This window comes from Nocardia paucivorans NBRC 100373, from assembly GCF_000308675.1.
Lineage (GTDB): Bacteria > Actinomycetota > Actinomycetes > Mycobacteriales > Mycobacteriaceae > Nocardia > Nocardia paucivorans.
This window is the reverse complement of the sequence record NZ_BAGE01000024.1, coordinates 1-13,485: the sequence shown is the minus strand read 5'-3', so window position 1 is coordinate 13,485 and position 13,485 is coordinate 1. Positions and strand designations below refer to the sequence as shown.

The 13,485-nt window shown below is 66.0% G+C and carries 7 protein-coding genes; 5 read left to right on the top strand and 2 right to left on the bottom strand.

Features of this window, described 5'->3' with window-relative positions; translation table 11 throughout:
- Nucleotides 1–12 precede the first annotated feature (12 nt).
- From ON32_RS05170 to ON32_RS05160, 3 genes are read left to right on the top strand one after another with little or no spacing between them, the layout of a single operon-like run.
- Entirely contained in the window at nucleotides 13–999 is a 987-nt protein-coding gene (locus ON32_RS05170) for a prenyltransferase/squalene oxidase repeat-containing protein (RefSeq protein ID WP_083874080.1), read from the top strand.
- Complete coding sequence (locus ON32_RS05165) at nucleotides 996–8,423, top strand: type I polyketide synthase (protein ID WP_040789102.1); 7,428 nt, start codon at nucleotides 996–998, stop codon at nucleotides 8,421–8,423. Before ON32_RS05170 ends, ON32_RS05165 begins: the two co-directional genes overlap by 4 nt.
- A 5-nt stretch (nucleotides 8,424–8,428) precedes the next feature.
- Complete coding sequence (locus ON32_RS05160; protein ID WP_040789100.1) at nucleotides 8,429–9,265, top strand: alpha/beta fold hydrolase; 837 nt, start codon at nucleotides 8,429–8,431, stop codon at nucleotides 9,263–9,265.
- Here ON32_RS05160 and ON32_RS05155 read toward each other — a convergent pair whose 3' ends face one another.
- Together ON32_RS05155 and ON32_RS05150 are read right to left on the bottom strand one after the other, a co-directional pair.
- Nucleotides 9,266–10,123, bottom strand: a complete 858-nt coding sequence (locus tag ON32_RS05155; protein ID WP_040789098.1) for a MaoC/PaaZ C-terminal domain-containing protein — start codon at nucleotides 10,121–10,123, stop codon at nucleotides 9,266–9,268.
- Nucleotides 10,124–10,297: 174 nt separating this feature from the next.
- Nucleotides 10,298–11,074 carry an IclR family transcriptional regulator gene (locus ON32_RS05150; RefSeq protein ID WP_245550811.1) on the bottom strand — a complete coding sequence of 259 codons (777 nt, stop codon included), beginning with the start codon at nucleotides 11,072–11,074 and terminating at the stop codon, nucleotides 10,298–10,300.
- A gap of 80 nt (nucleotides 11,075–11,154) precedes the next feature.
- Between ON32_RS05150 and ON32_RS05145 the strand changes: the two genes are divergently transcribed.
- A complete protein-coding gene (locus ON32_RS05145) occupies nucleotides 11,155–12,561 on the top strand; it encodes an acyl-CoA synthetase (RefSeq protein ID WP_040789096.1) in 1,407 nt (468 codons plus the stop codon).
- Between the two features lie 23 nt (nucleotides 12,562–12,584).
- Nucleotides 12,585–13,358, top strand: a complete 774-nt coding sequence (locus ON32_RS05140) for an enoyl-CoA hydratase/isomerase family protein (RefSeq protein WP_245550810.1) — start codon at nucleotides 12,585–12,587, stop codon at nucleotides 13,356–13,358.
- Nucleotides 13,359–13,485 lie beyond the last annotated feature (127 nt).

Below are 13,485 nucleotides of genomic sequence, written 5' to 3'. Positions count from 1 at the left end.
GATAGCGTGAACATGCTCGAGCGGGTATTCGCAGACCATGATCTGACCATCGATACTGTGGTTGCACAGGCCTTCGACTATTTCCGTCGATGCCTGCAATCCGACGGGTCCATTGCAGAGGATCCATCGGTGGATGTGTTCCAAGAGTGGGATTCGGTCAATGCTCTGAAGGCTATCGCGCTGTGGCAGAAGCGATTGCCTTCGGAATCGGGTGAAGTCATCGATGCTCTGCTGGGATTTCTCTCCGGTCGGGAAAAACCGACGGGAATGCTCAGTTGGGGCGCGCTGGAAATAGCCGACGACGAATACTGCACCGAGACCAGTAGCGAATACGTACACGCGCTCTCGCTGCTCGGTTGCGAGGAGTCTGCCCGTCGAAAAGCGGAATTTCTCCGAAGTAGACAGCTGCCCGACGGTCCGTGGGAGGAAGTGCACAGTCACATCCCGAAGGCATTTCAGCGGGAATCATCGGTTACCGGATTTGTGCTGTGCGCCCTGGACAAGGCGGAAATCGAGCCGGATCATCTCGACGAGGCGCTGAACTTCTTGGCCGGGAAACAGAATGCGGAAGGCCATTTCGGCATCAACTGGTACTACTACTGCACCCACTATTACCTGATGCGTCCGGCGGTCGCCGCGCTGGCGGACTACGGTAACTACGCCGCCGTGGCGAAAGCACGTGATTTCGTCCTCGCTCGGCAGCGCCCGGACGGAAGCTGGTTCTCCCGGGTCGACGGCTTCCACGGCGAGCCGTCCGTCCCCGAGCTCCAAACCGCGCTCGCCCTGGCGACGCTCGCTCACGCCGGTATGGACGCAGGTGAACCGCCGGTGCGTCGGGCGATCGACTGGTTGCTGGCGCGACGTCGCCCCGACGGTTCGTGGTTCGGCGGCCGCTACCCGTATCCGGAAACCGAAAGTTACCGCTCGTTCCGAGCGACTCAGGACGTATTCACCACGGCGCAAGTGCTCGCCGCGTTCAATTACCTGGAGCAGATATGACCTACGCGGCCGACGAACCAGTCGCCATCATCGGTATCGGATGCCGGTTTCCGGGTGGGGCCACCACACCCGAAAAACTTTGGGAACTACTCGAACAAGGTGTCGACGCCATCTCGACCACCCCCGCCGACCGGTGGGATGTCGACCATTTCTATTCACCCAAACCACAACAGCCGGGCCGAATCAGCGCGCGTCGGGGCGGTTACCTGGACGAGGTGGACACATTCGACGCGACGTTCTTCGGTATTTCCGGACGTATCGCCGAACAGATGGACCCGCAGCAGCGACTGCTGCTGGAAGTGAGCTGGGAGGCTTTCGAGGACGCCGGCATAGTGCCGCGGTCGGCGGCGGGCACGCGGACGGGTGTGTTCATCGGCGCGTGCAGCCAGGACTACGGCGCCCTGCAATCGGCGCCGAGCGAAGTGGAAGGGCTCGGTCCGCATTCGGCGACGGGCACATTCATGAGCATTGTCTCCAACCGCCTGTCCTACACCTTCGATCTCCGCGGCCCGAGTATGACCATCGACACGGCCTGCTCGTCCTCCCTGGTCGCCGTGCACCTGGCCGTGCAGAGTCTGCGTCGCGGGGAAAGTGATCTGGCCCTGGCCGGTGGCGTCAATCTGATGCTGACGCCCCAGTTCGGTATTGCGTTGAGCCAGGCCGCCATGCTCTCGCCGGACGGTCTGTCTCGCGCCTTCGACGCCTCGGCCAACGGATACGTCCGGGGAGAAGGCGTCGGTGTGGTGGTGCTGAAACCGCTGGCCCGCGCCGAGGCCGATGGCGACCGGATTTATGCGGTCATTCGCGGTAGTGCGGTCAACCAGGACGGTCGCACCCAGGGCATCACGGTGCCCAGCGGTGAATCGCAGGAGGAGAATTTCCGGGCGGCATTGGCCGCCGCGGGGGTATCCCCCGCGGAAATCGGTTATGTGGAAGCGCACGGCACCGGGACACCGGTCGGTGATCCGATCGAAGCGAACGCTCTCGGCCGTGTTCTGCGCACCGAGCGGGAACCGGATCACAAGGTGCTGCTCGGATCGATCAAAACCAATATCGGGCATCTCGAGGCGGCGGCGGGTGTCGCCGGATTGATCAAGGCGGCACTGTGTGTCCGTCATCGGCGGGTGCCGGCGAGTCTGCACTATCGGCAGGGCAATCCGGATATCGAGTTCGACTCGCTGCCGATCGAGGTCGCCGCGACGGCACGACCGTGGCCCGAGGAATACGAGACCGCGATCGCCAGCGTCAACTCGTTCGGTTTCGGCGGCACCAACGCCAATGTCGTCCTGTCCGAGCCGGTGTCGAAAAGCATTGCCCCGGAGTCGGATACCTCATCCGATGACCGGGTCGACGACACCGCCTCGCGGTCGGAGAACAGTGTGGTTCCGACGGTGCTCACCTTCAGTGCGCGCAGCGAAGCCGCCCTCGACGCGCTGACCGAGGGCTATGCGCGCGCACTGGAACAACCCGTGGCGGATCTCGCCGAGTACGGTGCGGCGAGTGCGCTGCGGCGTAGTCACCACGACCATCGCCGTGCCGTCGTCGCCGCTGACACCGCGGAGGCCGTGGACAAATTGCGGTCGGGCGATCTCGTCACGGGGCAGGTGACTCCGGGACGTACCGGCAAGGTCGCCTTCCTGTTCAACGGTCAGGGACCCCAGTGGTATGCCATGGGACGCACCCTGCTGGAGACCTCGCCGATCTATCGCGACAAGATCCTCGAATGCGATCGCCTGGCGAGGCAATACATCGATTGGTCCATCTACGAGGCGCTCACCGCCGACGAGGAATCCTCGCCGGTGAGCCGGACACAATATCTCCAGCCGACCATGTTCGCCCTGCAGGTCGCGCTGGCCGAATTGTGGAAGTCCTGGGGCGTTTTCCCGGACGCGGTGCTCGGCCACAGTATGGGGGAGATCGCTGCGGCCCATGTCGCGGGGGCGCTGTCGCTGTCGGAAGCGTTGAAGGTGATCTGCCACCGGGCGCGGATCCAGGACGGCGCCGACCCGTCCGGCGGAATGATGTTCGTCGCCGTATCCGAACAGCAGGCGCGCGAATTGTGTGCCGGTCACCCGGACGAGTTGTGGGTGTCGGCGATCAACAGCCCCCGGGCCAGCACCTTGTCCGGGCGGCGCCCGGTCCTGGCGGCATTGGCCGAGGAACTGGACGAGCGTGGGATCTTCGCCCGGTTGCTGCGGGTGAACTGCGCCTGTCACAGCCAGGATATGGATCCGCTGCGCGAAGAGCTGCTCGAGGCGTTGGGCGAAATCGAGCACACGGCCACCCGGATTCCGCTCTATTCGACACTCACCGGCGCCCGGATCGAGGGGACGGAACTCGGTACCGACTACTGGTGGCGCAATTTCCGCCAACCGGTGCTGTTCGAACCCGCCATCCGTGCCATGCTGGCCGACGGTTACGACACCTTCGTCGAGCTGAGTCCCCACCCCGTGCTGGCGAACTCGGTCACCGAAATCACCGCCGACGCGGTGGTCGTCCCGTCGCTGATACGTAAGAAGGACGACTGGACGGTCTTCGGCGACACCTTCGCCCGACTCTACGTCGCGGGATGTCCGATCGACTGGCAGCGGCGGTACCCCACCGGTGCGCCCGTGCTCGACCTCCCCACGAACCCGTGGATTCGCCAGTCGTTCTGGAACGAGAGCACGGTGTCGCGGCGGGATCGCACCGGTGCGCAACAACATCCGATGCTGCGCCGGGTGGACGGCCCGCGACCGACCTGGGAGATCGGTTGGGACGACCATCGACTGACCTGGGTGCGGGAACACGATGTGTTCGGGTCGGTGATCGTGCCCGGTGCCTCCTATGTGGAGGCCGTGCTGGCGGCGACGGAAGAGTTGACCGGGCAGCGGTGCGCCCTGGATTTCGTCGAATTCGAACGTGCCTGCGTACTGACCGAGGACCCGCAGCTCAGCCGTCTCGAGCTCGATCCCGAGGCCGGAACCTTCGAATTCCACCAGCGGCCGGTGCGCGGCGACACCTGGCTGCGCAATGCTCGCGGTCGATTCCATACCGTGTCCGCCGAGGACGCCGAGGACGTGACATCCGCATTCGATCTGTCGGCGATCCGGGACCGCTGCGCCGCGACCTTCTCGGCCATCGACGTCTACGGGCGGTTCGCCCACCGCGGATACGCCTACGGGCCGGCGTTCTGCGGTATCGACAAGATTCACGTCGGAGACGGTGAGGCGCTCGCGCGTGTCCGCGTGCCGCGGGTGCTGCGCAACAAGCTCACCGGGTATCTGCTGCATCCGGCGGTACTCGACGCGTGTTTCCAGAGCGCGATCCTGCACCCCCGTGCCGATCGCCCGGACGTGCTGCTGCCCACCAGTTATCTGCCGACCGGAATCGAGCGGGTGCGTCTGCACCGTCAGGTCGATCTCCCGGTGTGGTGCTACACCCGTTCGCGCAAGAACGACGACACCCTGCTGGTGGACATCTATCTGCTCGACGATCGGGGCGAGGTGGTCGCGGAGTACACCTCGTTGACCGGTAAGTCCGTGCACCACTCGACCGAGGGGGCTGCCGACCGTCTCGACGACGATTTCTACGCGTTCACCTGGCAGCCGAGTGGTCTGTCCACGCGGCCGGACCGCAGCGCGCTCGCCTTGGCGCCGCGCGAACTGGCCGGTGAATTGACTCCGATGTCGCAGGAATTGTCCGAGCGGCTGGGGCGCGCCGAGTATGCCGACGACTATCGGCATGATGTGACGCGGTTGTGCGCGGCCTATGTGTCCCGATGCCTGGACGCGTTCGCGGTGGACGGAGAGTTCACGGTGGCCGAAATCCCGGCGCTGCTGCCCAAATACCAGCGGGCGCTACAGGGGCTGCTGCGATTGCCGATCGCCGAGGGCGTCGTACACGAGTCCGGCGGGCGTTATCGCATCGAGCGCTCCTGTGACACGGACGTGGAGAAGCTGTGGTCGGAGCTCTTCACCCGCTATCCGGCCTGTGCCTGGGAACTGCTGCTGCTGCGCCGGACGGGTGGTCGGCTGTACGACGTACTCGTCGGTCGGGTCGATCCGCTGGAACTGCTCTTCGCCGACGGCACGCTGGTCGACACCGAGGCCATCTACCAGAACTCGCCGATCGCTCGGTTCTACAATCTGGTCGCTCGCCAGGTGGTTCGGCGTCTGGCCGAGACCGCCGATCCCCGACGGACGCTGCGGGTGCTCGAGGTCGGCGCAGGTACCGGCGGGTTGACCGCGAGCCTGTTGCCGGTACTGCCCCCGGAACGCACCGAGTACGTGTTCACCGATGTATCGCCCGCATTCTTTTCCGCGGCGCGGGATCGGTTCCGGGCCTTCGAATTCGTCGACTACCGAGTGCTCGACCTGGAGCACGATCTGATCGCCCAGGACATTCCGGCGGGCACATTCGACCTGGTGGTGGCCTCCGATGTGGTACACGCCACCGCCGATGCGAAGAAGACACTGCTGTTCCTCCAAGAGGTGATCGCGCCCGGTGGCGCGCTCGTCCTGGTGGAAGCGGCGCCGGACAACCCCTGGTTGGACCTCACTTTCGGCCTCACCGATGGTTGGTGGTCGTTCCGCGACCAGCGGGTTCGTCCGCGGACTCCGCTGTTGTCCGCGCAGGACTGGTCGGAGTTGTTGCGGTCCGTCGACTACGACGATGTCGCGGCATTCGTCGACCCGGTTCACTCCGGAGGGGGCTCACAGACGTTGCTGGTGGCCCGGGCACCGATGGAACCATCCCTGCCCGAACCCTCCGACACCGTCGAGGTGTCGGGTAGCTGGCTCGTCCTCGCCGGTCCGGGCGATCCATTGGCCGAGGCGCTGGCCGAGCGGATCGAACGGCACGGTGGCCGGGCGGTAACGGTCGGTGATCCGACGGATATCGACCTGGCGGCCTCGGCGCCGACGGCGATCGTCGATCTGCGCGACCGGCGGGTGGAGGACTTCGAGGAGGCCCTCACCGAGACCACGGTGCGCATTGTCGATCTCCTGCGGCGGGTGAGCGAGGTGGAGTCCGGGGTATGGCCGCGGATCGTCGAGGTCACCCGGGGCGCCCACGCCTTCCGAAGCGAGGACATCGATCCGACCGGGGCCGCGGCCTGGGGCATCGGTGCCGTCGCGGCCCTCGAACTGCCCCAGCTGCGGTATACCGTGATCGACCTCGAGACCCGGCCGTCCCCGACGGATCTCGATGCGGTATGGGCCGAACTGCTCACCACCGATCACGAGCGTGAGGTGCTCATCCGCGCGGGTGAACGTTTCGTGCGACGACTGCGGTCGTGGACGCCGCGACCGGAGACCGAGCCCGCCGCGGAGTTGCCGGCCGAAATCGGCTTCGTCTTGAGCACATCGGGTCCGGGTTCGCTGGACGGCCTGCACTACGCCGCGCGGGAGCGGTCCGCGCCCGCCGCCGGTGAGGTGGAGATAGATGTGCGTGCCGCCGGTCTGAACTTCCTGGATGTGATGATGGCGCTCGGTCAGGTCCCGCCCCTGGAATCGGCGACCGAATACCGTTTCGGCGCCGAATGCTCCGGGATCGTGACCCGGGTCGGGGACGGTGTCACCGAATTCCGGGTCGGTGATCCGGTTGTGGCGGTGAGCCCGCTACAGGGGGCGCTGGCCGATCGGCTCGTCGTCTCCGCGGCGCATGTGGTGGCGAAACCGGCCACATTGAATTTCGAAGAAGCCGGTTCGATTCCGATCGTCTTCCTCACCGCCTGGTACGCCCTGCACGAACTCGCCCGGTTGACCGCGGGCGAACGGGTGCTCATCCACGCCGCCGCGGGCGGCACCGGTCTGGCCGCGGTGCAGATCGCCCAATTGTTGGGGGCGGAGGTGTTTGCGACCGCGGGCAGCCCCGCCAAACGAGAGTTGTTGCGCACCCTGGGGGTGCGGCATGTCTTCGACTCGCGCTCGGCGGATTTCGCCGACCGTATTCGCGCCGTCACCGACGGCGGCGGGGTGGATGTCGTGCTCAATTCCCTCACCGGCGAGGCGGTGGAGCAGAGCATTACCTGCCTGGCTCCGTACGGACGGTTCGTGGAACTGGGCAAACGTGATCTCCTTCAGGACCGGAAGATGGGATTGCGCCCCTTCCTGCGCAACCTGTCCTACTTCGGCTTCGACCTGCGTCAGTTGCTGGTGGATCGCCCCGAGGCCACCCGACGGGTGTTCCGGGAACTGATGGATCGGTTCGCCGCCGGTGAGTTGCGTCCGCTGCCGTACCGGCTGTTCCACCCGTCGCAGACCGAAGCGGCGTTCCGGCATCTGGCCGCCGCGCGCCATATCGGCAAGGTCGTACTGACCATGAACGAGCGGGAGATCGCGGTGCAGCGGGCGCCGCAGCCGCCGAGCACGGATGGTACCTGGCTCATCACCGGCGGTCTGGGTGGTTTCGGACTGGCCATGGCCGAGGCGCTGGTGGAGTCCGGTGTGCGGCATCTGGTGCTGGTCGGACGTTCCGGTGTCCGCGACGGGGAGACGGCCTCCCGGGTCGACGCACTGCGGCAACGCGGGGTGCAGGTGTCGGTCGAGGCGGTGGATATCGCTTCGCGCGCGCAGGTCGCGGCACTGCTCGAGCGTATCGATGCGGAGCTGCCCCCCTTGCGCGGAGTACTGCACTGCGCCATGGTGCTCGACGACGCGTTGTTGGCCGATATGACTCCCGAACGAATTCGGAAGGTGCTCGCGCCCAAGGCGTTCGGCGCCCGGCATCTGGACGAGCTGACCGCGGATCTTCCGTTGGAGGCCTTCGTGCTCTTCTCGTCCGCGACCTCGATGATCGGTAATCGGGGACAGACCAACTATGCGGTGGCCAACGCCTTCCTGGATCAGTTGGCTCATGCCCGGCGTGCCCGGGGTCGCGCGGCGCTCGCCGTGAACTGGGGCGCGATCTCCGACGCCGGCTATGTGGCGCGACACGAGGAGGTCGGTCGTCTGGTGGCCGCAACCGGTATGCGGGGGTTCACCTCGACGGCCGCGTATCGGGCGTTGACCACCCTGTGGGCTACCCCGGCGCCCCAGGTGGGCGTGCTGCCCATGGACTGGTCGGAGTTCTTCGGACATCATGGCATCACCGCGGACGAACATCCGCGGTACGAGCACCTGTCCGATCGGGCATCCGGGGCCGCGACGGTCGGCGCGGGCGGTTCGCTGCGCCAGCAGTTGCTGGCTCGCGGCGAATCCGCTCGTGGGGAATTGGTCACCGCGGCGCTGGAGGCCCGGCTGGCCTCGGTGCTCGGCATACCACAGGACTCGCTGGACAAGAACATGCCATTGATGGACTACCTCGATTCGCTGCTCGCGGTCGAGATCAGCGCCTGGCTGGAACGCGAATTGGGCACCAAGGTCACGATCATGGAACTGATGAAGGGACCGAGTGTGCTGGAACTGGCGGATATGGTGTTGGACAGGCTGGACAAACAGTGACAGCCATGGAAGAGATATCGTTCGCGCTGCCCCGCGCGGGTATCACGCTGCACGGTAAGCGAAGCGCGGGGGGCCGCGGACTGCCGGTGTTGTGCCTACACGGGATTCTGGACAACTGCGCGAGCTTCGACGCGCTCGCCCGGTGTCTTCCCGAGGTGGATGTGATCGCCGTCGATCTGCCCGGCCACGGCCGGTCGGATCCTATTCCTTCGGCGACCTGCCACTACCTCGACTACGCGGCCTGTGTATTGGAGTTGGCGCACACTCAGGGCTGGGATCGTTTCCGGCTGATCGGACACTCGTTGGGCGGGGCGGTCTCCTCGCTCGTCGCCGGTATCCACCCGGACAAGATCGACCGACTGGTGCTCATCGACGCCATCGGCCCGTTGTCCGCGGAACCGGATCGCGCGGTCGCGGGTCTGGCCCGTTATCTGGACACCTATCTGCGCGGTGACCGACATCCGGTCTATCGCAGCCGCACTCATGCCGTGAAAACCCGTGTCCAACTGGCCGATATCCTGCTCGAAACGGCCGAGACGCTGGTGGAACGTGACCTGGTCGAGGTCGCCGACGGCTATTCGTGGCGGCACGATGTGCGGCTCAGCCGAGGGATGACTCCGTCCATGGGGGAGGAGCAGGTGCTCGCCTTCCTACGCAATATCACCGCCCCGACCCTCCTGGTGCGGGCCGAGCGGACTGCGCTGGTCGAGTCCTACTATCCCACGCGGATCGACACCGTCCCGAAATTGCGCGAGGTCACCCTTCCCGGCGGACACCATCTGCACATGGAGAATGTCGAAGCGGTTGCGGAGGTGGTGGCCGGCTTCCTGGAGGCCGGCTGATCACCGGGTGCGCAGCACACCGGTCAAGACGCATTTGTCCGCCCGGGCCGGGATCGATGTCGCGAAGACGTGGCGATCCTCGTCGCTCCAGATCCGGGTGCGCAGTGTCTCGCCGGGGAAGACGATGCCGCGAAAGCGCGCCGTGTATCGCCGCACCCGGGATGCCTGTCCCTCCAGGACGGTGTCGACGATGACGGCGCAGACCATGGCATAGGTGCACACGCCCTGCATGATCGGGTCGGGCAGCCCGGCTGCACGAGCGAAGGCGGGATCGGTGTGCACATTGCCCAGCATCGAATTCCCGCGCCCGCAGCGCTGATACCACAGCGCCTGATAACGCAGCGTCGGCGTCAGGACCTCGGCGTCCGGTGCGCGGTCCGGGATGGGCGTCCGATCGGGTTGCGGCCGGTCGCCGGCCTCGCCGTTGCCCTCGCCGCGCGCGTGGACACGAGAGGTGCCGGAGACCAGAACGGTCCCGTCGGTGCCAAGCAGATCGGTGCGCTGCACCAGGACCGCCGCGTCGCCGTGTTCCTCCACCGCGACGACCTCGCCGCGACACCGGGCGGACCCCGTGTGAGGGAGCGGGTGGTGCACTTCCAGTTGCTGTTCCAACTGCAGGAGAGTGGCCAGGTTCAGCCGAATACCGGGAAACCGGATCTCGGGCGGCTCGGGATGATAGAAATCCGGGGAGACCACGCCGAAGGCTCCGGGTGCCGTCATGGCGAATGTCGGCAGTACCTCCCGCTGGGCCACCGATTGGCCGACGGCGAGGCGGTATCGGACCATATCCGATTCATTCCAGTGGAAATCCTGTTCGGGGATTCGGAGTCCGACCGCCATCTGCCGATGGATAGGCATATGGTGTTCTCCTGTCGATCCGGCCGGGCTGGGGTGCGTGGGTCAATCTACCCCCGAATATGCGTGGTCGGGCACCGATCGTTCGGAGTGCAGGCGGTCGGTGTGCCCGCTTCTTCGTCCGTATGGCCTCGACGAAATGGTGCCTCTTCCGGGCGGCGAGTCGTGGGACGGATGCTATGGCAACAGACGTTCGACGGCGTCGCGAGTACGTAGCGCCGCGGCGCCGTAGTCCTCGAAGAGGTCGGGTGTGAGCCGAGCGGAGGGACCCGAGATGCTGAAGCAGGCCCGCGCGGTCCCCGTTCGGTCGCGAATGGCTACGGCAACGGCCGAAATCCCCTCGTGTAGTTCCTGTTCGGTGCAGGCGTAGCCGCGTCGGCGAGTCAGGCGGATCTCGTTCCACAACCGGGTGGGGTCGGTTTCGGTCCGTTCGGTGACCTTCATCGGTGCCGTGTTCAGATAGGCGGTGATCTGTTCATCCGGAAGGCAGGCCAGGTACGCCTTTCCGGTGGCGGCCGCGTGCAACGGCAAACGGGTCCCGAGTGCGAGAAACGCGCGCAATTGATGTGGGCTGTCGAGTCGCTCGACGAGAACGAGCTCGTTTCCGTCCGGGACGGCCAGGTGGATCGTCTCGCCGACCGTGGCCTGTAGGGCACTGAGTTCGGGCAGAGCGACCTCTCGGAGGTGATCGCCTGCCGCAACCGCGCTGCCGATGGTGAACGCGCGTCCGGTGATCGACCATCGTCCCCCTTCGCGGCTCAATCGCACCCATCCCGCTTGCTGCAGGGTTTTCAAACAGCGCTGCACGGTGCTCTTCGGGACATCGAGGTGTCGGGCCAGATCGCTGAGCCCGACCGGCTGGCTCTCGGCAACCGCTTCGAAAACCCGCAGTGCGGTGAGCACGCTGTTCACGACGTCCTTTCCGTCGGGTGGGGCGGCGTTTCCTTGCGCCACGCCATATGGGACTTGTACTGTACAACGGACCACATAGTAGCACATCGGTCCATAATGTGGACCGATTCAGGAAGGGGAAAATGGTGCCACCACTGCTGACCGCACTGTTCGAGGCAGGCGGGGACACCGCCCCCGTGGTCACGATCGGCGACCGATCACTGTCGCGTGCGGAACTGATCGGCGCCGCCTGCGCGGTCGCCGCCGAGATCGGTGGTGCCCGGCGAGTGGCGATCGATGCGCGGGCGGATATGAGTACCGTTGTCGCCGTCGTGGGATGCCTGATCGCCGGCGTAGCGGCGGTTCCGGTCCCGCCGGACTCCGGTGACCGTGAATTGCGTCATATACTCGCCGATTCCGGGGCCGAACTCTGGTTGGGCACGTCGCGGCCGGACTCGGCACTACCATGGGTGCCGGTCGACCTGCGGGCGCGAGGCACGAGCGGTCTGCCCGAACCTCCGGACGACGCGCCGGCGTTGATCGTGTACACCTCCGGAACGACCGGGGCCCCCAAAGGGGTGATCCTTTCGCGTCGAGCCATTGCCGCCGGCCTGGACGGTGTGGCGCAGGCATGGCAGTGGTCACCCGAGGACGTGCTGGTCCATGGCTTGCCGCTGTTCCATGTGCACGGGCTCGTGCTGGGTGTGCTCGGCGCGTTGCGGGTCGGGTCTCCGCTCGTGCACACGGTACGACCGACGGCCGCGGCGTACGCGGCGGCGGGCGGCTCGTTGTATTTCGGAGTTCCGACGGTGTGGTCACGAGTGAGTGCGGACCCGACGGCCGCGCGGGCGCTAGCCGGGGCGCGATTACTCGTATCGGGTAGCGCCCCACTGCCGGTGCCGGTGTTCGAGCGACTCGCCGCCCTCACCGGTTCCGGACCGGTCGAGCGCTACGGTATGAGCGAAACGATGATCACCGTCAGTACCGGGTTCGACGGTGAACGCAGGCCCGGTTGGGTGGGACGGCCCATCGAGGGGGTGCGCACACGACTGCGGACCGAATCGGGGAGCGAGGTGCCGCACGACGGTGAATCGCTGGGGCGATTGGAGGTCGCGGGGCCGACTCTCTTCGACGGCTATCTGAACGACCGGGCCAAGACCGCCGCTACCATGACCGAGGACGGCTGGTTCATGACCGGGGATATCGCCGTGATCGACCCGGAAGGTTTCCACCGGATCGTGGGTCGGGAGTCGGTGGACATGATCAAGTCCGGTGGATACCGGATCGGGGCCGGGGAAGTGGAGCAGGCCTTGCTCGCCCATCCCGGCGTTCGAGAGGCGGCGGTGATCGGTGCGCCCGATGCCGACCTGGGGCAGCGCATTGTGGCCTATGTGGTCGCAGACGTGACCGATGGTGCGGCGCTGATCGATTTCGTCGCGACTTCGCTGTCGGTGCACAAGCGGCCGCGTGAGGTTCGTGTCATCGAGACGCTGCCCCGCAACGCGATGGGCAAAGTGCAGAAGAAGGCGTTGCTGGCGGGTGAGTTGTGAGGGGCCCGGTCGCGGAGGTGGATGTGACCGCGGATCGGCCCGCCATCCTGTTGCGCAGGGCCGAGCCCGTTGCGTTCGTGACGATTCGGAACCCCGCCAAGCGCAATGCCTTGACCGTCGACATGCTCGACGAACTCGACACCGTACTGGCCCGTCTGCGGAATGATCGATCGATACGGGCTGTTGTATTGAACGGCGCGGCAGGAGATTTCAGCTCCGGTATGGATATCGACGAGTTGCGTTCGGCTCGTGTGCGCGGTATCGCGCTCGAGCATCGGATGACCGCGGCCGAGGAGCGGTTGGCCGCTTTTCCGAAGGCGGTCATCGCGGCGATCGAGGGGTACTGCGTCGGTGGTGGTGCTCAACTGGCGATGGCCTGTGACCTTCGGGTGGCCGGTCGGGCGGCCCGCTTCGGTGTGACACCGGCAAAGCTCGGGATCGTGTATCCATCCGCCACGGTGGCCCGCCTGACGCGGATTCTCGGTCCGGCCACCGCCAAACGGCTGATCTTCACCGCGGAACTGATCGATGCCGATACCGCGCTGCGCATCGGTCTGGTCGGCGAGATCACCGCCTCCGCCGACCCTGTCCCACGGGCCGTGGAACTGGCCGAGCTGGTCTGTTCCCGATCGTCGGTCTCCGTGGCCGCCGCCAAGGAGATGATCGATACCGGTGTGGGTGATATCGATGACGCCGGGAGCAGGTATCGGGATGGCCTTCTCGACGCGGACGCATTGGAGGGCATCGATGCCTTCCTGACCGGTCGTATGCCCCGGTTCGGTGCTCGACCGGGGTGATCTAGGCAGTGTCTCGAAGTGGTGGGTAGTGGGGGATCGCCGCCATGCGGCGATCCCCCACTCGTGTGTTGAGAACCATTGCCCGCGTTGGTGTGTCGATGGCCCGAGGCAAGCGAGGTCTCCGGTA